The 20,672-nt window shown below is 58.9% G+C and carries 19 protein-coding genes; 3 read left to right on the top strand and 16 right to left on the bottom strand.

The features are described from left to right. Positions 1–177 precede the first annotated feature (177 nt). Positions 178–1,344, top strand: coding sequence for a Fic family protein (locus HUU60_02510; protein NUL81580.1), 1,167 nt, complete (start codon positions 178–180; stop codon positions 1,342–1,344). Between the two features lie 4 nt (positions 1,345–1,348). Here the strand turns inward: HUU60_02510 and HUU60_02505 are convergent, their stop codons facing one another. From HUU60_02505 to HUU60_02440, 14 genes are all read right to left on the bottom strand, one after another. Continuing rightward, positions 1,349–1,954, bottom strand: a complete 606-nt coding sequence (locus HUU60_02505) for an NADH-quinone oxidoreductase subunit C (protein NUL81579.1) — start codon at positions 1,952–1,954, stop codon at positions 1,349–1,351. Between the two features lies 1 nt (position 1,955). Next, positions 1,956–2,405 (bottom strand): NADH-quinone oxidoreductase subunit A, encoded by a 450-nt coding sequence (gene ndhC / locus HUU60_02500; GenBank protein ID NUL81578.1) that lies wholly within the window; start codon positions 2,403–2,405, stop codon positions 1,956–1,958. A gap of 426 nt (positions 2,406–2,831) precedes the next feature. Then, the gene (locus tag HUU60_02495) at positions 2,832–4,262 is read right to left on the bottom strand and encodes a hypothetical protein (protein NUL81577.1); all 1,431 of its coding nucleotides are present in this window, start codon (positions 4,260–4,262) and stop codon (positions 2,832–2,834) included. A 71-nt stretch (positions 4,263–4,333) separates the two neighbouring features. Beyond that, positions 4,334–5,602 (bottom strand): hypothetical protein, encoded by a 1,269-nt coding sequence (locus tag HUU60_02490; protein ID NUL81576.1) that lies wholly within the window; start codon positions 5,600–5,602, stop codon positions 4,334–4,336. A gap of 717 nt (positions 5,603–6,319) precedes the next feature. Continuing rightward, a complete protein-coding gene (locus tag HUU60_02485; protein NUL81575.1) occupies positions 6,320–7,324 on the bottom strand; it encodes a diacylglycerol kinase family lipid kinase in 1,005 nt (334 codons plus the stop codon). Between the two features lie 42 nt (positions 7,325–7,366). After that, positions 7,367–8,701, bottom strand: coding sequence for a neutral/alkaline non-lysosomal ceramidase N-terminal domain-containing protein (locus tag HUU60_02480; protein NUL81574.1), 1,335 nt, complete (start codon positions 8,699–8,701; stop codon positions 7,367–7,369). Positions 8,702–8,711: 10 nt separating this feature from the next. Further along, complete coding sequence (locus HUU60_02475) at positions 8,712–10,151, bottom strand: leucyl aminopeptidase (GenBank protein ID NUL81573.1); 1,440 nt, start codon at positions 10,149–10,151, stop codon at positions 8,712–8,714. Between the two features lie 102 nt (positions 10,152–10,253). Next, positions 10,254–11,456 carry a hypothetical protein gene (locus HUU60_02470; GenBank protein NUL81572.1) on the bottom strand — a complete coding sequence of 401 codons (1,203 nt, stop codon included), beginning with the start codon at positions 11,454–11,456 and terminating at the stop codon, positions 10,254–10,256. 38 nt (positions 11,457–11,494) lie between these two features. After that, positions 11,495–11,917 carry a hypothetical protein gene (locus tag HUU60_02465; protein ID NUL81571.1) on the bottom strand — a complete coding sequence of 141 codons (423 nt, stop codon included), beginning with the start codon at positions 11,915–11,917 and terminating at the stop codon, positions 11,495–11,497. Positions 11,918–11,994: 77 nt separating this feature from the next. Next, a complete protein-coding gene (locus HUU60_02460) occupies positions 11,995–13,449 on the bottom strand; it encodes a ComEC/Rec2 family competence protein (GenBank protein NUL81570.1) in 1,455 nt (484 codons plus the stop codon). After that, positions 13,422–13,961 carry a DUF721 domain-containing protein gene (locus HUU60_02455; protein ID NUL81569.1) on the bottom strand — a complete coding sequence of 180 codons (540 nt, stop codon included), beginning with the start codon at positions 13,959–13,961 and terminating at the stop codon, positions 13,422–13,424. Before HUU60_02455 ends, HUU60_02460 begins: the two co-directional genes overlap by 28 nt. After that, the gene (gene recF, locus HUU60_02450; protein ID NUL81568.1) at positions 13,948–15,072 is read right to left on the bottom strand and encodes a DNA replication/repair protein RecF; all 1,125 of its coding nucleotides are present in this window, start codon (positions 15,070–15,072) and stop codon (positions 13,948–13,950) included. Before recF ends, HUU60_02455 begins: the two co-directional genes overlap by 14 nt. Positions 15,073–15,359: 287 nt before the next feature. After that, the gene (locus HUU60_02445; GenBank protein NUL81567.1) at positions 15,360–15,752 is read right to left on the bottom strand and encodes a VOC family protein; all 393 of its coding nucleotides are present in this window, start codon (positions 15,750–15,752) and stop codon (positions 15,360–15,362) included. A gap of 43 nt (positions 15,753–15,795) precedes the next feature. Next, entirely contained in the window at positions 15,796–16,734 is a 939-nt protein-coding gene (locus HUU60_02440; protein NUL81566.1) for a zinc metalloprotease, read from the bottom strand. Positions 16,735–16,868: 134 nt separating this feature from the next. Between HUU60_02440 and HUU60_02435 the strand changes: the two genes are divergently transcribed. Continuing rightward, positions 16,869–17,726: a prepilin-type N-terminal cleavage/methylation domain-containing protein gene (locus tag HUU60_02435; GenBank protein ID NUL81565.1), complete on the top strand. Its 858-nt coding sequence runs from the start codon at positions 16,869–16,871 to the stop codon at positions 17,724–17,726. After that, on the top strand, positions 17,727–17,936 hold the full coding sequence (locus HUU60_02430) for a hypothetical protein (GenBank protein NUL81564.1): 210 nt from the start codon (positions 17,727–17,729) through the stop codon (positions 17,934–17,936). 1 nt (position 17,937) lies between these two features. Here the strand turns inward: HUU60_02430 and HUU60_02425 are convergent, their stop codons facing one another. Together HUU60_02425 and HUU60_02420 are read right to left on the bottom strand one after the other, a co-directional pair. Beyond that, entirely contained in the window at positions 17,938–19,431 is a 1,494-nt protein-coding gene (locus tag HUU60_02425; GenBank protein ID NUL81563.1) for a diguanylate cyclase, read from the bottom strand. 9 nt (positions 19,432–19,440) lie between these two features. Further along, positions 19,441–20,661, bottom strand: coding sequence for a (Fe-S)-binding protein (locus HUU60_02420; GenBank protein ID NUL81562.1), 1,221 nt, complete (start codon positions 20,659–20,661; stop codon positions 19,441–19,443). Positions 20,662–20,672: the final 11 nt, after the last annotated feature.

The raw sequence follows: 20,672 nt of genomic DNA, 5'->3' as shown, positions 1-20,672 counted from the left end.
TTATCGGCGCGGGGCGCACTGAGGGTTAGGCTGGGATTTGAACGGTATAGTTTTGAGCCGTGGACTATACCAATGGCGACGAATGGTATAGTCCACGATACCATTCCGGCCGAATGGTATAATCTTGGAACGAAAACTGTACCATTCGAGGGGATAGGGATAGTCGGCTATACCATCTTGAAACGCGGAACTCAAGGCGAGTATCGATATGTTGGCCAAGGCGAAGCACGATACCGGGCTTTTCTGCCTTTGCCTTTGCCGCCAAATCCACCTTTGAGAATCGACGCGAAACTGCTCGAGTTGTTGGGCGATGCCGATAGATCGCTCGGCCGTCTTGACATCATCTCCGACCTAATACCCAATCCCAAAATGTATCTGAGACAGATGGTGTTCAAAGAAGCTCTATTGTCTTCGCAGATTGAGGGGACTCAGTCGACCTTTTCTGATGTCTTGATGTTTGAAACCAGTTTGGGCAGACCGCCGAACGACGATGTTAAGGAAGTCTCCAACTATATCGAAGCCCAGACCGAGGGAATCAGGAGAATTAAAGAAGGCGACCCGATTACGTTGCGTCTTCTTAACGACCTTCACGCGATTCTGCTCAGATCCGGCAGGGGCAACAACCGTCAGCCGGGCGAGGTTCGCTCATCGCAAAACTGGATCGGCGGCACGATGCCTTCGGATGCTGTCTATACGCCGCCGCCCCATACGGAAATTGGTCCGATGATCAACGAACTTGAGAAGTTTATTCACGACGTCCCTGACCGAACTCCGCCTCTCATTAAAGCGGCGCTGGCTCATCTACAGTTCGAATCGATCCATCCTTACTTGGATGGAAACGGCAGGCTCGGCAGAATGTTGATCTCGCTCATTCTGTTGCGCGAACGAGCGTTCTCGAGCCCTGTGTTGTATCTCAGCCTCTATTTCAAAAAGAACCGCGACATCTATTACAGCCACCTTCAGTCTGTTCGTGAGACCGGCGACTGGGAGAGTTGGCTGGTGTTTTTTCTTCGCGGGATCGTGGAGACTGCCGAACATACAGTCGACGCGATCAAGAGAATTCGTTCGCTTTTTGTAGCGGATCAAGAGAGAATTCGACAAGACCATTCAAAGTCGTCGGCAACACTCCGGCTGTTCGAGCTGCTTCAGCGCCAGCCCCTGGTAACTCCAGTCATTGCTCAAAAGGAAATGAGGGTTACAAAGGTTACGGCGCTCAAAGCGATTAAGCGGTTGCAAGAAGCAAGCATCCTCAGCTTAGCTATGGTGCGCGGCAGAAGCACCTTCTATCTCTATGATCGATACGTCGAAATCCTACAAGAGGGCGCCGAACCGCTCCCCCGCTAGCTCGCTACCTCCCGCTTACTTCTTCGGTACCGGTGCGGCCCTCGAACGAATCGCCCGCGTGGGGGTGCGTCATTGCCTCGATCGACGGCCCCCAACTCCCCTGGGCAAAAGGTATCTCCTCTCCGCCCAAGGGGAAGTCCTTTCGCAACGGGAAGCCGACCCAATCGTCCGGCAAGAGGATGCGCTTGAGATCGGGGTGGCCTTCGAACTGGATGCCGTACAGGTCAAAGGTCTCGCGCTCTGGCCAGTTAGCGCCTTCCCAGACGGCTGTCAGCGAGGGAATCGGCTCGTTCTCGTCAGCCTCGACCTTAAGAAAGGTGTTGCAAAAGTGAAGGTGGGAGTAGAGCGTGTAGACCACCTCGAATCGCTTGGCCTTCTCGCCAGCCTCCCATTGATGGAGCCAATCCAAGCCTAAAGCGTCGGAGAAATATGCGTATCGGAGTTCTGGGTCGTCTCGAAGCAGTCGGCCGACATCGAGCAGGCGCTCCTTCTTGACATAGATCCAGGTTTCGCCTCGAAACTCGTAGATTCGATCGATGGCATCGGGATAGGCAGCCTGAATCTTGGCGATTTCTAAACGTTGGCCATCAGGAGCGAAGGGCTTTGGCATCTTATCGAACGGGCAGCGCCTCTCCCGCAGGTCTTCGGTCGTCGATGGCCGGCGCGCCCTTTGCTCTTTGGCGCGTGGTAGGCCGTTCCCAATCCAGCGCGCCTTTGTAGAGGACGTAAACATAGCCGACGACCACAAACAGCAAGAAAACGGAGACTTCGATAAAGCTGAATCGCTGTAGATCGGTCTCTGCGCCTCTAAACATCACGAACCATGGGAAAAGGAAGATCGATTCGACATCGAAGATGATGAAAAGCATGGCCACCAGATAGAAATGAATAGGGAAGCGCTCTCGGGCGCCGCCCACAGGTGTAACGCCACATTCATAGATCGAACGTTTGGCCAGCGTTGGGCGTTTTGGGCCGAGCAACCAGGAGCCGACCACCATGACCAAGGCGATAACAGCACCGATGGCGAACAGCATAAGGACAGCGGCGTAATCGGAAACCATGTTCGCGCCTGATTTTGAACGATAGAGAGGTTCAAAGTCAAGGCAGACCGATCGAAAGGACGGCGCTCCAGTCGGAACGCCAGGCTCCCGCCTGGCAGACGAAACGGGGCCGCCCGGGAGGGCGAGCGGCCCCGCGAGCCGAATCGCAGGGAGTTTACATCCCTCCGCGCCTGCGGACGTGGAGGGTCCTGGCCAGGCTGGAGCCTGGCGTTCCGACGGCATGGGCTCGCGGGGACGCTCGCCCTCCCGGCTTGATTCGTGCTCAAAATTGTGCTACATTTTGAAAAAATCCCGTTCGTAAAAGGCGGACTGCCCGGGAGCGGCTTTGTGCAGGGGCTAACGGAGCTTACGGCCAGGCAGGGGGCGGCGTTCTGAGCGTGCGAGGGGGCTGGGCCAGGCAGAAGCCTGGCGTTCCGGACGACCCCTCTACCCCGCGCACCCCAATCCAAAGTTCCTTAAGACGCGCTCTAAATCTCGGTCGTCTACGATGCCGTTGGAGTCGAAGTCGGCGAACGGGTCGTTGGTTCCGAACGCTTCGAGCGTCATCGCCAGGTCTTTGTCGTCGATGCAGCCATCCCCGCTCGCATCCCCCTCCACAAAGACGGCGAGAATCCGCCACTTCTGAATGCGGCTCGGGCCGATCAGGTAGAGATTGTTCTGGGAGTCAAAGATAACTTGGTGAAAACTCTCGGGTACCAGATCTGTCACTTCTATGCCCCAAACGAGATTCCCGTCCTCGTCTAACTTGTGCAGGTGGGACTCGTATCTCGGTGGAGCGCCATACATGCCCCACAGCAAATATGGCGATCCATAATAGTCATAGTATATGCCCCCTGCCACCGTACGCTGGTCGGGCGCGTCATACCTAACAACTCTCAACGACGATCCGTCGGCAGGGTCGAGAATGTGGATGCGGAACGTCTGATCCGTAGGCTTGATCCACAGCCATGGACGACCGGCTTTCGGACTAGCGAGCAGTCCGTTGCCTAACCCGTTGATCAGCCCGATATCCCTGTCCCAGAGGATTTGGCCCGTCGGACTGGACTTGAGCAGAGTCCACCAGAAGGAGTAGCCGCCGTCCGGCGCCGTGCGGTGATAAGCGATGTACCGGTTGCCCTCCTCGTCGATCACGTTGTCCAAGTACATGCCAACGGGCACGTTTTGCGTCCAGATGGTTTGGCCGTCGGGCGTTAAGGAGAACCAAAAGGCTTGACCCGAGAAGTCGGTCTGGCGCAGAAAGGCTGTCGGGTTGATCGTATCAAGAAGGTTCGTCCGCATGTTGGAAGGAAACTCGGGCGATAGCGCACCGCCAGACATGGGCGCGGTGATCGTGGTCGACCAGTCCGGTTCGGTCTGACCCCATCGCCAGCGGTCGATCGTCCACTGATTCGTCGTGCCCTGCGGACCGAGTCCGCCCACGACCAGAGAGCCGTCTTGTTGCAATTGGCCGCGGCGGTAATAACCGCTTTGACTAATCGACACCATAACCTGAGACGAGGTCAGCATAAACAGATTGAAGCCGCTGGTCCATGACGTGCGGCAAATTGAGCACTGCACGAACGCAAGCCCATGATCGATCGGATGCAACGCAATCAAGTCAATAAAATCATCGCTTGCAAATATGAGCAATGTGCTGACAACTTGGCCGTTACTGTCAATTGCTCGCGCATAAGCTCTACCGGGCTCCGTAAATGGTTGGCCTATCATCAAAACGCCTTCGCTGACTTGAGTTCGGGCATCGGCAATGTAGCGAACGCTGGTCGGCCAGCTATATTCCCGATCCCAGAGCAGTTGCATCTGGGCTACGGAAGCGCAAAGGCTTGACAATACCGCTACGACGGTTGCTATGGTCTTCATTTCAAGGCTCCTAAAAATGTCTGTCTTGGAGATGCGCGGCCGGAGCCTTCGGGTCCGGCCGCGTCTGTCTCTTAGTCCCCCTGCCTTCCCAGGTTCCACAGGGCGATGGTCAGGTCGGCCGCATCGATCCAGCCGTCCTTGTTCAGGTCTCTCTTGTCGTCTTGTGCGTATTGACCGGCGGCGGCTATCCGAAACATCTCCTCGGCATCCACAACATTGTCGAACGCCGAACCGGGCGCTACCGAACGGAGCGCCCATCCAGAAGAGGGCGCCGCGGGGTCAAAAAGATAGACCCTCGAATCGGGCCCCGCATAGACCGCGCGATAATGGAGTGTCTGATTGGGCGGGCTGCCCGTTGCCCACGTCGCGCCGTGCAGACGCGGGTACTCGTTGCCGAGCGTAAAGCGCTGATCCGCCTCGTCAAAGTTGTACCAAGCGGCATGGCCGTCGCACCCTCCTACGACGTTGAGGTTGTAGGTTGAAAACGCGTTCGCGTCTGGATCGTAGATCTGGTAGGTGGTGTTGAGGCCATCCGGATGAGTGCACAGGCGATTCGCTTCTGCCTGGGTGGTGCCGCCTGCGATCAGCATCTTCTTGTCCGGCAAGAGCAAGGTCGAAGGGTACCAGCGGCGAACGCCCATGCCAATGCGCTGCGAAGGATGAGACCCATAGGGACCAAGCGGCAGCGACCAGCCGTTGTGCGCAGGCTGGCCGTCAGCGTTTCTCCATTGGGCGCTGTCGAATAGATAGCAGGCCCTGGTGCCGTGAACTTCTGTTGGAGCAGTCGCGTTCTCCTTCCAATAGTGGCTGCCGCCCGACACGCAGAGCTTGCCGTCCGGCATAAAGGAGTGCCCGGAACAGAAGATGTTCGCAACGTCCATGTAGCGAACGGATGTCGTCGTCGTGTCCGGATCTTTGGTGTAGCCCACAAAACCGAACAACAGCCGATCGGCCGACCCGTTGCCGTGGAGCAAAGGGTTCCAGAGCAGAAAGGATGAGTAGGAATAGTTGTAGGTGCGGGGATCGTTAATGGGTGGTTCGGGAAACGTGTACCCGGTGCCGTTGCCCCATAGCATGACCGTCCCCCGAACGCCGACCGGATCCAGATTGGGGAAATAGACCTTGGTGGGCAACACCGCCGCATGGATGCCGTAGGTGTCGTAGATGTCGATCCGATCGCCGCCGTTGTAACTCGACTTCGGATCCTGATACGGGCTACTCAGGATGTCGTTTCGCCACCGAACGCGATAGTCGGTACTGGCGGTCAGGTACTCCCAATTGCCGGTCTGGCTGTAATGGGGCTGGGCGGGGGATTGCTGAAAAAGGGTCGAGGCGAGCACGAAGGAAAGGGCGGTCAGGCTAATTCGCCTCCGTGTCGGTAGAGTTGAGCGGGATCGGCGCGGAAGTCGGTTCGGCGCACAGAGAGCCGTTCCGTTCCGTTCCGTTAAGACGATAGCGCATTTCAACGCCTCCTTGATTTAGATTATAACCCCGATTTTGCCATCCATGACTCAATTCCTGCTTTTTGTTGCGCGTTACTGTTTCGGCTAACTTTCTCATCCTGTCATCGCCGTTATGCTTATAGAAGGTGCGCCCGGCTCCCGCCGGGCAGGACAGAGCTGCAACGGCAGGTTTCGCGCAAAGGGCGCGAAGACCGCCAAGGCGAGCCGCCCGGGAGGGCGAGCGTCCTCGCGAGCCGAATCACAGGGAGTTTACATCCCTCCGCGCCTACGGACGTGGAGGGTCCTGGCCAGGCAGGAGCCTGGCGTTCCGACGGCATGGGCTCGCGGGGACGCTCGCCCTCCCGGCTTGATTCGTACTCAAAATTGTGCTACATTTTTGCAAAAGGCCGCTCAGCGGCGAGCGCTCGGTCTGACAACATCCTCCACAGGACGCGGGACGGCCTGCTTCGAAAGATTCGGTCGTCTCGGCGGCCTGCGGAGGCAACTGAGATCGTGTTTTAGGATGTAACTTATTTCATCAACCGTCTCTAAGTACGGAACGCCAGGCTCCTGCCTGGCCCGGTCTTTCGCCTCGCGGGGGTGCTCGTCCGCTTGTTAAACTTCGGCCGGCGCTCTGTCGGCTTGCTCTCGGGTCGCGATAGGCGGGGTTTCGTCCAGTTCGTCGTAGAGGATGGCGTTAGAGTAGCAGCGATCGGGGAGCAGGAAGGGCACGCCGCGGGGCATGACCTCGATCTTGCAGGGAGCGCAACCCAGCGATTCGCCGTCGACGCTGAGGGGTTGGGGCGGATCGACCTGTATCTCGATCGAACGGGCGCGCATCATTCGAATCTTGGGGTGCGAGAGGTGCGTGCCGCGAAAGACCTTGGGGAAGTTGACAGCCAGTTCTATACGGCCCACTTGTTCGACAATGATCACGTCCAACATGCCGTCGTTGAACTTGGCCAGTGGCGCGACTTTCATTCCGCGGCCGTACATGGGGCCGTTAGCGATAGCAATGAGGGTTACCGGCGCTTCGTATTCGATTTGATCGAGCGTTAGCCGCACATGGATGGGATGGAGCTTGGCGAGCGTTTTGGCGACGGCGGCGAGATAGGCGACCAGGCCGAAGCGCTTTTTGAAACGCACGTCCATGTTAGCGTTGACTTGGGCGTCGAAGCCGACGCCGCAGATGTCGATGTAGAACTGTTCGGGCTTGTCTGGTTGGATCAGTTTGGCAACATCAAGCATCACAGCGCGCCCCGTTTCAAGGCGGCTGAGGTTGGCAAGCGGGTCGCGCGGGAGGCCGAGCGCCGCCGCAGTGTCGTTGCCCGTGCCCAAGGGGATGACGCCAATGCAGGCTTCCGGGTGGATCGGGCCGCTCTGTTTGGCCTGCATGAAGCCGTTGAGCACGCTACTGAGAGCGCCGTCGCCGCCTACCGCGATGCAACATCGCTCGCCGTCCAAAAAGAGCTGTTTGGTTTGGCGAACCGCGGCCTCGAAGCCCGATGTGAAGAATGTTCGCCACCTTGAGTTAGCCGCGGTTACGAGCGCTCCCGAGCGCTTGGCGGCGCGTTTGCCGCCCGCGTTTGGGTTGATGATCAGCGAGCCGATGGGCTTCATGTTGGTTCCCGTTTCGCTCTGATGGGCGCGGCTTCCTGCCTCTTAGGGCAGATGCGAGGCTTTGAGCGGCGTCCAGTCGGGTTGCGCGACGCCCATTATTGTATACGCGGCTTCGCGCGTTTCTTGCTCGCATTTTTCGGGGTCTAAGAGGGGTTGTCCATAGAATTGAGGCGCCGTTTTGACCTCGTATCCGCCGAGAGGGGCGTCAGATTTAGCGAAGAGATAACCTATGGAAGCATTGCAGTAACCGGCGACCAGGGTTGCCGGGCAAGGCGATTGCCGCCGAAAGTCGATGCCGTAGGATTGAAACGGCTCGCAGGCCAGGCCAAGAAGCGCGAAGTCGCCCGCGCGAAAGAACGCAACTCGCATGGACGGATTGGGCGGTACCAGCATGTCCCATTCGACCTCCATGCGCCTGTATTCGACCTCTCCGCGCCAATACTCTAGCGCCCCGGGCGGCTTGTTACCTCGTTCAGCCTCTTCTAGAAGCAGTTCGGAGTTGCTCAATCGCATGGGCGCGCCGGGCGGCGGCGGGAGCGGGGTGAGTTCGACTACGGACTCTCTGGCGCCAAAGATGCCTTCGGCGCTCACTGGGATCGCGATTTCTAGCGCTCTTAGGGCGGCGTGTGCCAATTCGGCGCCGATCGGTTTGGGGTCTCCGCCTCTGATTTTGGGGTTGAGGTCGCCCGCGCAGCCGTTGACAAAGAAAGGAACGGCGCCCGTGGCATTGCGGATCTCCGTATAAAGCCCTGATGGATAGTCGGCCGAGATCTGACGATTGTCCGGGCCGAGGACGACGGGGTGCATGGCGTAATTGACGAGCACTGCCAGGGGTTTGCCCGATTCGTCGCTAAACTGGACGACGCGGACGTTGGGGTCGGCAAAGGCTTCTGGATTCGGCTCTAGAGCAGCGACCTGAAGGTGCGGCTTTCGCCGGACGATATTGAGTCGGGCCTCGCCTTCGCTGAAGGCGATTTTGCCCGGCGTTTCGGTTTCGATCGTCTGGTCGGCCAGCATGATCAATCGCTTTGCCAGTTCGCGCTCGTATCCGTGATGCTGCTGACCGAGGCCCAGCAGGCGCTGCGTTGCGGGCGAAGAGTGAGTGTGAGTGCAATGGAGGAGGATATGGTGATCGGGACTGCCTTGTCTCTTGCCGATCTGAGCGCGCACAAAGTCGACCAAGTTGGGATTGAGGCCGATCAGGTCGCAGGCGATGAACGCAAGGCGGGTTCGGTCGTCGCGGATGGTGAGACACCGGGCGGCGAGACGGTCGAGAATGCCGATGGACGGTCCTTCGCGGAAGCCGAAGCCTCCCAGCCAGACGGGTTCTTCGGGCGTTATGTCTATTTCGGCAACGCCAATGTGCAGGGCGCCCATGTCTAGATCGTTAGACGAGCGATTCGGCCAGTCGCACTAGTGCGCGCACCGGCACTCCGGATGGTCCTTGGGCCATTCCTGGCTGGTGCTCGCCGACGGTCGCTGTCGAGGCGATGTCAAGATGCACCCAGGGTCGGTCCTCGACGAACTCCTTTAGGAAGACGCCGCCGGCAATGGCTCCTGCGCGTCGATTGGCAGAGGCGTTCTTGAGATCGGCGATGGGGCTTTTGATAAGTTGAGAGTAGTCGTCCCACGCGGGAAGTTCCCAAATGCGCTCGCCGACCGATTCTCCTGCCGAGCGGACGAGTTCGAGCAGTTCTGGGTTGTTGGTCATTGCGCCCGTAGCATAGGGGCCGAGCGCAATGCCGACCGCGCCTGTGAGGGTGGCCAGGTCTACTATTCGTTCGGCGCCTTGCCTGGCGGCAAAGGTGAGGGCATCGGCGAGGGCAAGGCGGCCTTCGGCATCGGTAGTGATGATTTCGACGGTTTTGCCGTTCATCGCTTTGATCACGTCGCCCGGGCGATAGGCGGCGCCGTCGGGCATGTTTTCGACCGCGGGGGCGACGCCCAGAACGTTTATAGGCAGATTGAGGCGCCCGATGGCCTCCATAGCGGCGATGGTTGCGGCCGCGCCGGCCATATCGCCCTTCATGGCTCCCATGCCTTCGGTCGGTTTGATGGAGATGCCGCCCGTGTCGAAGGTAACTCCCTTGCCGACCAGCGCGAGCTTATAGGGCTGGTCGGGATTTGGGCGATGGCTCATAACGATCAGCTTGGCACGCTTTTCGGATCCGCGACCGACAGCGAGCAGACAGCACATACCCAGCCGGTGCATGTCGTCTTCGTCCAACACCGTCAGGCTGAGCCCGGATCGCTCGGCGGCTTGCTGGGCTTGATCGGCCAGAGCGGTCGGCGTTAGGCTGTTTGCAGGCTCGTTGACCAAGGTTCGGCAGAAGTTGATCGCTTCGCCGACGATGCGGCCCTTTTCAACTTCCGATTCGTTCGCGTTGGCGAAGCAGAGCGTCGAGATGGTGGTCGTCTTGCGTTCCTTGTGATAGGCATCGGGCTCGAACAGCGCCATGTAGGCGCCTTCGACGATCAAGCGAGGATCGCCCGGGAGATCGATGGCGACTTCGGCGATGCCCTTGTCTTTCAGCTCGCGAACGGCGACGGTCGCCGCGTGGGTGAGGGTTCTTGGGTCTAGGTCGGCTTGCTTACCGAGTCCGACTATGGCGATTCGTTTGGCGGAGATTCGACCGAGAGGTGTGAGGACGGTTACAGCGTGCTTCTTGCCGGGAAGTTCTTTGTCGCCCATCTGACCGATGGCGCCGTCCAGCGCGGCGTCGAGCTGGGTCAGACTCTCGCTAAGGGGCTCGTCTTGAAATCGGCCGTAGACGAGGGCTTCGGCGCTGCTAGAAAATATCGGGGCGGGAATTGGCTTTGCGTTCATGGGCGTAGGGTTGATTATACACTTCATCGGGGCAGACAAAGAAAAAGCGCTCGCGGGCCAGTAGTTGCCCGCGAGCGCTTTATAGTCTGACGCCCTAGAGCGCTACTTCCACGGTCGGTCGGACGAGCCGGCGTCGATCAGGTACCAGGAACGTCCGTCCTGCTGGAAAGCGTACATGACGTAGACTCGGCGCGTGTTGCCCTGTTCGTCGACGTAATCGTGCGTGCCGTACATGACGAACTGGTCGTTGCCGCGCTTGAAGGTCTTCTCGAAGGTGAGTCGAGAGGTTCTGACGCTACGAAGCGCATCTTGGGTCATGTTTAGGTAGTCCTCGGCGGGGAGCGAATAGGCGTACTGGCCGTCCAGGAAGATCGAGACGTAGCTATTGGGCCTCACGTATCGCTCCAGATAGTCCGGGTCGCGCAGCGTCCAGGCTCGGCGGACGTCGCCTACCATGATCTCGTAGACGCTCTCTTGCCGGGCTGGGCGCTCCAGATAGTAGCCCGAACTAATGACGAAGGGCGTTTCTAAGATCACATAGAGCGGACGGTCGAATATGACCACTCGCCAATAGGGGATAAAGGCGGGCGTGGTGATGTAGTACCAGTAGGGCGTGTAGCAGACTCGCTGGACGACGGGCTCCCAGCAGTAGTAGCCGTAGTCCCAGTTTTTGGACCGCCAGTAGTCTCTGTGCGGCTCCCAACGGTTGCGGTCGATGTGCTCCGCGCGAGTTACCAAGCCGCGCAGATTGCCGCCCGATGGAACGGGGCGATTGTCAAAGCGGGTCGATAGTTCGCTGGGATAATACATGGGGTCGTTGCTTCGATCGCGCAATCGATAGTACTGGTCGTCTGCCGGGCTCCCGGGTCTATTGAACGATCTGTCGACAGGATCGATGGGTTGGGTTCGCTGATCGCTGCCCTTTCGGAACAGATCGCCCGTTCGAATGGTCGTGTCTCGTTCGAACTTGCCGTTCGGATTGGTGGGGCTCGCAGGGGTGCGAGGCGCATCGGCCTGAACGGGTCTATTGGCGCCCGCGCTCGACTTGTTGTTGAGCTCTTGAGAGCGCGGCTCCGATCGGCCCTGCGCGGGCGGGCTCGGATTGGACGGGGCCGGCTTGTTGCTGCCCGCGCTCGATTTGTTGTTCAGGTCGGGCTTCTTGTCTTGACCAGGCGAACTCTTGGAAGGCGAGTTGGAACTTTCGCTCTTCTTGCCCTCGCTCTTGTTCGCCAGGCCTTTCAGCCCTTGCGCTTCTGCGCCTCCGATAATCAGGAGGCAGACCAGCCAAAGCAATGCGTTCCGCATCTTTGCACCTCGCACCATGCGATTATAACTCGGATTTCCTATAGTCGAATATCCAGTATGGCCGAAATACCGACGCCGGCCACGCGATCGACGCTTTTGCCCGGCTTGTCGGTAGTGATCGGGATCAGGCCCTTAACGCGCACAGATTTGCCCAAGAAGTCGCCTTCGATTTGGCCGACGGCGCGCACGGTCTTGACAATTCCAGGCGGGCCCATTACCTGTGCGGCCCCCACATGGGTGCCGTTGCCCAACGAGATGATCGGCACGACTTTGGTGCCAAATCGGCTGTTAGGCTTAGTACCGGTTAAATTGTTGACAAACTTGTCGATTTCTGGGCCGGACCGATCGATCAGCACGCCGATGCCCGCGCCTTTGACCAGCTTGTCCAATTGGCTGAAACCCGTGAGCGTTACCGCGCCGAGCAACAGCCCTATGACCAGTGATACGTAGACCGCTTTCATTTTTCATTACCTCCGGTTTAGCAAATGTATAGACGAGCGGCGATTGCAGGCCGTTCCGCTCTTGTCTTTGGCCTATTCTACTCCAATGGGTCTTCGGTCGCCGGCTCCGGCGCTAGAGCCAGCAAGAGCGCAAGATAGGCGAGGATCGCCCAATCGGGCAGTGCGGGCAGGCTCAGAACGGGCGCCGTCGGATCTCCGAGGCGGTCTGCGACAAAAAGGATCCAGCGAGAGCCAAGGTCGGCGATCAATCCGCCAAGCCAAGGCCAAAGAGCTGCGATCGCGCCGCCGAACATGACGACGGGCAGGGCCGGGCTGGCCAGAAGATTCGCGGCAATGGACATGACGGGAAAGAACCCAAAGGTCGATGCCTGGACAGGCAGGAGGCCTATCAGGGCGGCCATCGATACCGCGGCGCCTCCTGCAATGAAACGTCGAGGCTTGTAAGGCAGCGGTCTTAGGGAACTCTCCAATGGTCGCTTGATGCGGATGTAGAGCAGCAGAATCCCGATCATGGCGGCGAACGAGAGTCGAAATCCGGCTTCCCATAGGGCGTTTGGGGCGATGATCAGCCAGACGACGGCGGCACAGGCGAGAGCGGAGAGACCGTCGAACTCGCGCCAGATAAGAGGCGCGATCGCCCAAGCTGAGATCATGATCGCGGCGCGCACAATGGGCGGGTTGAAGCCTGCCATTGCGGCGTAGAGCCAGACGGCGGCTAGGATCAGCGCTCGCCGCGACCAAAACGGCCACGGCAATAGCCCGGTCAGCCACGTTACAATTAGGGCTGCGACGCCGACGTGCAAGCCAGAAGCCGAGAGCATATGCGCCAGGCCCGATCGGGCGAAGCGTTCTCTGTCGCGCTTGGGAAAGTCGGATCCTGCGCCAAGAATCACCCCTTCGGCGACCGCGGCGGTTCTTTCCGGCATGGCTGCACGAAGCCGGGTTCGGAAAGCGCGGCGAGAATCGGCCATTCTCGCTGCAAGTCCTGAGTCGGGCGGGCTGAGGGTTTTCAGGTCGCCCGGGTAGAGCGAGGCGGTGTAAGCGATTCGGCGCTTGATCAGGAATCGGAGGTACGGCTCGCGCATTCGGGTACGGATGATCGGCGTCAGAGGCCGTGCAATTTCCACCCATTGTCCGCGCTCGGGCAGTCGATCCCATGGCCCGTTGAGATAGAGATAGGCCTTGTGCCTGTCGGACACCCTCGCGAGCGCTCGATGGCCGTTTCGCGTCGGCTCGGCATCCTCCAGGCATTGGGCGACGATAGGTGGTTGGACGGAGCCTCTTGGGAGTTCTGCCGGGCCGACGGCGAACCAGTATCGATAGAAGCCAAGAGCGAGCAGCGCCGCGGGAATGATCCAGCGAGGGTTGAGAGCGAGAGAAAAGGCCAGGCAAAGAACGGCGATCAGCGGGCCGGACAGCCACTGGGCTTCGGCCAGGCAAAGACCCGAAACGAGCCCTATCAACGACCAGGTTGCCGGGCGATGGCGCAGCGATTCGAAAAGTCTTATCGATAGCCGCGGCAGACGGCGCACAAAGGGGTCTCCTCATCGTGCGGCACTCCGCACGCGATACAGGCTCGCCATCCCATCGCCATCCGGATTGCATTTAGTCGCGCATTGCCGACCCATGCGCGTTTCAAACTCGCCTGAAGATCGGTCGGTACGCCAGCGAACTCGGGCGGGTCTGGGATTTCGACCTCGATGTGGTTTGGTTCTTTGGGCGCGGGCGCGGACTCGATTTTTCGCGTTCGTATCGGCAGAATCTTGAGGGTTATGCGCTTGACCGCTTTTCTGCCGGCAAGGGCGTTGAGGCGATTGAGTATTTCTGGGAGGTGGAACTGGATTTCTTGCAGCCATACGCTGTTCTTGACGGCGACGACCAGTTCGCCTCGATCGAGGCTTTTCGCCTGAGTAGCCGAAGCGATCTGTCGTCCGACGGCGTCCGGCCAGGAGTCGACCACCGTTCGGTCCAGGTACTCTTTGTCGATACCCAGCCGACGCAATGCGCCTAACTTTGCATCGGCTGCTTTTTCAAGTTTTTTCAATCGACATCAGCCTCCCGCCCAATACGCGCGTAATCCTTGCGCGCTCCAGTATCTTGTCGCTAAACGAGCCGAGGTCGGTACAGGTAATCAGTGTTTGGGCGCGGCCCTCCAAGAACTTCATAAGGTCTTGGCGACGATTGGGGTCTAGGTCGCTGAAGACATCGTCTAACAGCACGATCGGCGCGTGCTTGAGCCGATCTTCGACCAGTCCGATCTGCGCCATCTTTATACTAAGGGCGGCCGTGCGCTGCTGGCCCTGCGAGGCGAAACTACGGGCGTCTTTATCGTCCACATAGGCAACAAAGTCGTCTCGATGAGGGCCAGAAAGGGTCATGCCTCTGCGCTGCTCCTCCTTCGCGTTCAGTTGCAACGATTGCAACAATCTATCAGCCCATTCGGCCTCTGTGGTCGAACTGCCTTCTTGAACCGCTGGATGGTACTCCAATTTTAGTCGATCCTTTCCGTTAGAGAGTTCTGGGTGGATCGCGCTCGCCCTGCCGTTTAGGTCGGTTAGAAAGAGTTGTCGGATGGCCATTACTCGGCCTCCGTGTTTGCCGAGCTGGGCGTCCCAGTCGGGCAGATCGTCCAATCCCCCTCGATTTTCGGCGTAGTTTCTAAGGAGCGCGTTTCTCTGCTCCAGGCATCGCTTGTACTGTTCAATCGCGGAGCGGTATTTATGGCTTATCGAGGCCAAGTTGTCATCTAAGAACCGGCGACGATCGGACGGCTCTCCGGAGACGATGGCCAGGTCGGTCGCGCAGAAGCTGACGACCGATAGGCGACCGATGGCATCGGACAAACGGTGGACGGGCGAGCCGTTGATCTTGCACCGCCTTCTGCCCGAGGTTGGAATCTCAATCTCTATTTCTTCTCGGGAGCCGTCCCTCTCGTACGCGCAGAGCAACCATGCTACGGACTGACCATGGAGCACGAGATCGGCGTCGCGCGAGCCTCGGAATGGAGTAAGCCGCCCGGCGTAGAAGATCGCCTCCAAGAGATTCGTTTTCCCTTGCGCGTTTGGACCAACAATGACGTTGAGTCCAGGGTCGGGGTAAAACTCTTCGGCGCTCAGATTTCGGAAGCTCCTGACCTGAAGGCTCCGGATCCACATGACGGAGTAAGTATATCTGGCGACCTCCGTCCACAGCCCTTTAAGAATCCCAACCTCCTTTTATTAAGGACTCTGATTCTTTGTTAGCACGGGGATATGTGGATAAGATCAAGAGCGGGCGAGAATCCGAGGTTAGATCGGCGGGAATACGTAGAAACCGAAATGTGGACAACTCTTTGGGGAGTGTGGATAAGACAAACGGGACTGTGAACAAATAGTAGAGGCGCGGCACGCTCCACGCTCGTTCACGCGGCTATCCCCGGACTATGTGGATAGCGGGGATAAGGCTAATCGGCATACCATTCGACCCACTCATCGTAGGGCCGGTCATCCATCGCGTCCGAGCCGAATCGCAATACATGGCCATCGGGGTCTTGGACGTGGAACTCCAGCGCCCAAGGGTAGTTCGAGGGCGGCGTCTTGACGTCGGCGCCTCGTTGCACATATTCTTCGTAGAGCGCCTGTGCGTCGTTCACGCCGAACCAGACCCACGTCCCGGGCTGTCCCTGCCCGCCTTGACAGAGCATGATTCCCTTGCCGCCTCTTGAGATACCGGCATAGCTGCCTGGGTAGACGAAGTCTTCGACAAACCCCAGTTTGCCCTTGTAGTATTGAAGGCTCGCGTCAAGGTCGGTTACGCTTAGGATGGGCACGACGCATTCGAAATGGATGGGGTTCATAGAGATTTGCCCGGAGGCAAGGCCGCCTCCGGGCGTGCTTAGTTTATAGTCCGCGATAGTTGGCGGCCATCGTGCTCATGCGACTGGCTTGGCCCGCTGTGAATTGGAACATGCAGGCATCGTCGGTGTAGTCCATGAAGTTCTCGATGGGGTCGCGTCCTGGGTATCGATTGCCGCTACAGGTGTTCGGATAGGAGCCCGGGCAACCGTAGTAAGGCCATCGCTCTGCAGGGGTGTCGGAGACGTAATCGTTGTTGGTGGTGCATCCGCCTTGGAAGGTGTGGTAGAGCCCCATCCAGTGCCCGACTTCGTGGGTCGCAGTATCGCCCAGGTTATACGGCGCGGCGGAGCCGCCCGGCAAAGTGGAATAGAGCACGACGACGCCGTCGCTCTTTGGATTGGAGGCGTAGTTCCACGGGAAAGTCGCCCAGCCCAGATAGCCGCCCGAAGGATTGGCCGTATAGATGTTCAGGACGTTGGCTCCGCCGACGCGCAGGGCGTTTTTGGCCTGGGCTTCGGCGGAGCTGCCGGGAGTCATGCCGAACCAGGTGTTGTTCTGCGTTCGGGTGATTCCGCCGAGGACGAACTGAAAGTTGGTGTTCGCGGTGGGTTGGGCGGAGGGGCCTTGGCCCGAGCGCGGCAAGTCTTGACCGGCGAAGCCCTTGTTCATGACGGTCAGTTGATTCTGAATCTGGGCATCGGAGACGTTGCCAGCTCCGGTCGTGCTGTAGATGACGTGGAAGTAGACCGTTATGTATCGGACCGCCTGGATGTCCGCTCCGCCAGCCTGTTGGAGGCATTTTTCGACGGCCTCCATCTCGGCAAGGGTCGGATCGGGCGTAGCGCAGCGCGCGCCGCTCAGGATGAAGGCCTCTTGCGAGGCGAAGGCATAATCTCCGATCCAGAAGGTTGGATCGTGCTTGTGCTGGGCCGTTGCGGACAGCGCGAAGGCTGTTGCAATGGCCAGAAAGGTAAATCGCATATCCCTGCTCCTCTTGCTTCTAAGATTTCTACGTCGCGCATATATTCAACCAGCCCGGAACGGATTCCTTCTACAGGGCGCAGGATTTGCCCCAAAATTATCGTATAATAGAGGCCGATGGAGGTGTGCGAACTATGAACCGACGGGGCTTTACGCTTATTGAACTCTTAGTCGTGATCGCGATCATAGCGATATTGGCGGCTATTCTATTTCCTGTGTTTACCCAGGCTCGCGAGTCTGCCAGGCTGACGCAGTGCGGCAGCAATATGAGGCAGCTAGGCACGGCCTGGATGATGTACGCCCAAGATTGGGACGAGTACGTCGTTCAATTAGTGAAAGGCGGCTGCACGGGCGAAGGCGTGTCGAATAACGAGGTATGGACCGGCACCCTGCAACCGTATGTGAAGAACCTAGGGGTGCTTTTGTGCCCAACATCGACCAGCACGACCCCTGGCACCCATTTTGGACTGAACGACTTGCCTCAAAACTTCGACTATCGAGTTCAGCCGATTGGGATGAACAGCTACCTGACGCCCTATTGGAACTATGCGTATTACACGCGAAACAATCAATGCCGGTATCTCCACATGTCGAGACTGGACGAGCCAGTTCGGACCGCGGTCATCACCGACGGCGTGCCCGGACCTAATCTCAACACCTCGGGCTTTGGCGGCTATTGGGTGAACATTTGCAACGGCATCAACCGCGGGTTTGCCATTTCGGATCGGCATCGAGGAACGGGCAGAGATTTTCTTCAAGGTGGCGTGCCCAGCAATCCGAACGCTTTTCGGCTCTATGTCGGCGTGAGCAACATGGTGTTTGCAGACGGGCATGTGAAGGCGACCCCGACAAGAACGCTGGCCAACTGGCGCGTGGTGGGGCCTGACCCCAATTGCTTCTGCGTGAACTATAACGCCGCCCGAGTCATTTTCGATCCAGAGGCGCCTCGTCCGGACGACACACCGCTCTGCAACGGACACGGAATCGAATAGATGAAGCGCGAAATCCCAGGATGGGCAGTGCTCGCGATCGTTGTGGCTCTGGTAGCCTTGATCGGCGCCTTTTTCTATCAGGGCCAGCAACCCTCTGAGCAGGGTTCGCCAAACCCGAACCCGAAGGGACAGGGCCAGCCCGGATTTGCTCCGGGCAAAACGCCCGAAACGCAACAGCAGCAGCCCGGCATGCCGAACGCGCCCGGATAGATTAAGAGGCCCTGGCGCCAGGGCTCTGATCGGAAACGCAAACTCGGTTGCGTCCCGAGCGCTTGGCTTCGTACATCGCTTTGTCGGCGCACAAGAGCAGATTGCCGGCCATCACGTCCGGTCCATAGGCGGCGGAGACGCCAAAGCTCGCGGTTACTCGCCCTCCGATGCAATCGAGCAGGCCGATCGCCTCGCGCAATCGTTCGGCAGCTTGCACGGCGGCTTTCAGGTCGGTGTTGGGCAGAATCAGCGCGAACTCTTCGCCGCCATGACGCGCGACGATGTCTGCATCTCGACCGGTGATTCGGAGAGTCTGAGCGACTAACTTCAGCAATTCGTCGCCTGCGGGATGGCCAAAGGTGTCGTTGTAATCCTTGAAGTGATCGATGTCGAGCACGACGAGAGCGATCCACTGCTCATATCGCCGGGCCATCTGGCACAGATGCAGAAGCGCGTCTTGGAACGTGCGGTGATTGGAGAGTCCGGTCAGACCGTCCGTCGTCGCGGCTTCTTCGAGTCGGGCGTTGGCGTCCAATAGCTGCTGATTCGCTCGCTGAAGCTCGCCGTTTGCTTGGGTGAGTCGATCGTTGAGCTGTTCGAGGTTGCGCTTGTTGAGTTCGATTTCGCTCTGTTGTCTTTGCGAATCCTCGAATGCGCGATTGAGACTTTCGGCCATGCGATTAAAGGCGAGCGACAATTGGCCGAATTCGTCATTAGCGGCGTAGATCACGCGGCTTTCCCAATCGCCTACCGAAAGACGGGCAGAGGCCTCGACAAACGGCCTCATCAGCCTGCGAAGCGTTACGACGAGGCCGAACGTTGCGCCCAAGATCATGATCAGCCCAAAGCCGAATAGAAGCCAACCGGCCTGCTCGACCGCAGGCGAGACCTTTGCCAATGCGCTGTGCGGAAGATCGACCTTCCAAGCGCCGATCGGATTGCCCAGCCCGTCTCGCACCAGTTGTGCGGCCGAGATCGGCGCATTCGGGGCTGGAACAAAGGAGATCTTGCCGCCGATTCTAGAACCATCGCCAAAGTCGACGGGTTCCGCAAGGAGAATCTTTCTGCCCTCTTCAGAAATCGAGACGGCGCCGCGATAAAGCAGGCCGTTATGGGCAAAGTATCCGGAAGTTTTCCATCCGGCCATCTTCTGCATAGCGAGGCGGGATTCCGCCAAAAGTCTCCTGTTTGTTGCAGCGAGATTTCCGCCAGAAACGAGCTCTAGGCTTCGAAGGCGCTCGTCTTCCACCATCAGCCAGGCAGAGAGCGCTGAGGCGACGGCCTCTTTGTGGAGCGCTCGCCCGTTCGCAACGGCCAACTGTCGCGCGACGAACGCATAACCTAGCAAGATTACGAGGCCCCCAAGGAAGAGATAGAACGAAAGCCTCTTTCCGATGGGTATCTTCATCCATCGGTAGCGTGCCACTTCGCCCACATAGCGCAAGACATCCAGAGCCAATTTCGCCCTGGAGCGCTCGATTCTCGCCCCTCGCATTCCGAGGGTTTATTCCACAGTGTAGGCCTGTGCCAACAACTCGATCGGGTGCAGGATGGGCAGCGGGCGTTTGGCTTGAGCCAGACCTTGGGCGATCCAAAGCGTGCAGCCAGGGTTAGCCGAAACGACGGCCTGCGCGCCCGAATCGAGGATGGATCGAACCTTGGACTTGAGGGCGTCGGTAGCCAGTTCAGGTTGAAGCAGGTTGTAGATGCCCGCCGAACCGCAACAGATTTCGGGGATTTCGAGCAGTGTTAGGCCTTGGATCGATCTTAGCATCTCTCTCGGCTGATTGCGAACGCCCTGGCCATGAGAAAGATGGCAAGCATCGTGGTAGCCCGCAGCGAGCGGATTGAGCAAGACGCCCGGCTTGAATCCCTGTTCGATCAGGAACTCCGTAATGTCCTTAGTCTTTTGGGCGAGTCTGACGATTGTCTCGGGCGCTTGCCCGTCGGGCCAAAGAGAGGCGTACTCTTTCATGGCCGATCCGCATCCGGCCGAGTTGACGATGACATAGTCGTGGCCGGCAAAGCTACGAGCAAGCTTAAGGGCGGCCTTTTTGGCTCGGTCGGGGTAGCCATTGTGCGCCCAGAGAGCGCCGCAGCAGCCTTGGTGCTTTGGCGCGCAGACCTCAAAGCCGTTTTGGCGCAGAACGGCTACCGTAGCGCGATGGACTTGGGGAAAGAGCACCGACATGGCGCACCCCTTGAGCAGGGCGACCCGGCCTCTGGATTCTCCGATGGCCGGGTAGACGGGGCGCGGCCGCCATCGATACTCCGGTAGCCTGGGCAGGCGCATCTTGACCTCGGCCGCGCCCAACTTTCGGGCGAGGAACCTTGGCGGGCGCTTGATACCGAGCGTTCGGGCGGCGACCAAGCCGAAGCGAAGCAGCCCGGGCCGTGTGAAGGCAGTCAATGCCAGGCGTCGCCAAAAGGCTTCGGGCCCAGAGCGGGCTTCTTCTTCGACCTGGGCGCGGGCCGATTCGATGAGTTTGGCGTAAGGGACTCCGCTGGGGCAGGCCGTCTGACAGCTCAAGCAACCCATACAGCGATCGATGTGGGGCTGAACTTGAGACCAGTCCATGCGGCCTTCGACCGCGGCGCGCATCAGATAGATGCGGCCTCTGGGAGAATCGGCCTCGGAGCCGGTGGAAAGGAAGGTCGGGCATGATTGCAGGCACAGGCCGCAGTGGATGCACTTTTGCAGATCGAGCAAGGACGGCTCCGCCATAGGATTATTGT

It is taken from the genome of Armatimonadota bacterium (assembly GCA_013359125.1).
In the GTDB taxonomy this organism is placed as follows: domain Bacteria; phylum Armatimonadota; class Fimbriimonadia; order Fimbriimonadales; family GBS-DC; genus JABWCR01.
This window is presented reverse-complemented; position numbering and strand designations above follow the sequence as displayed.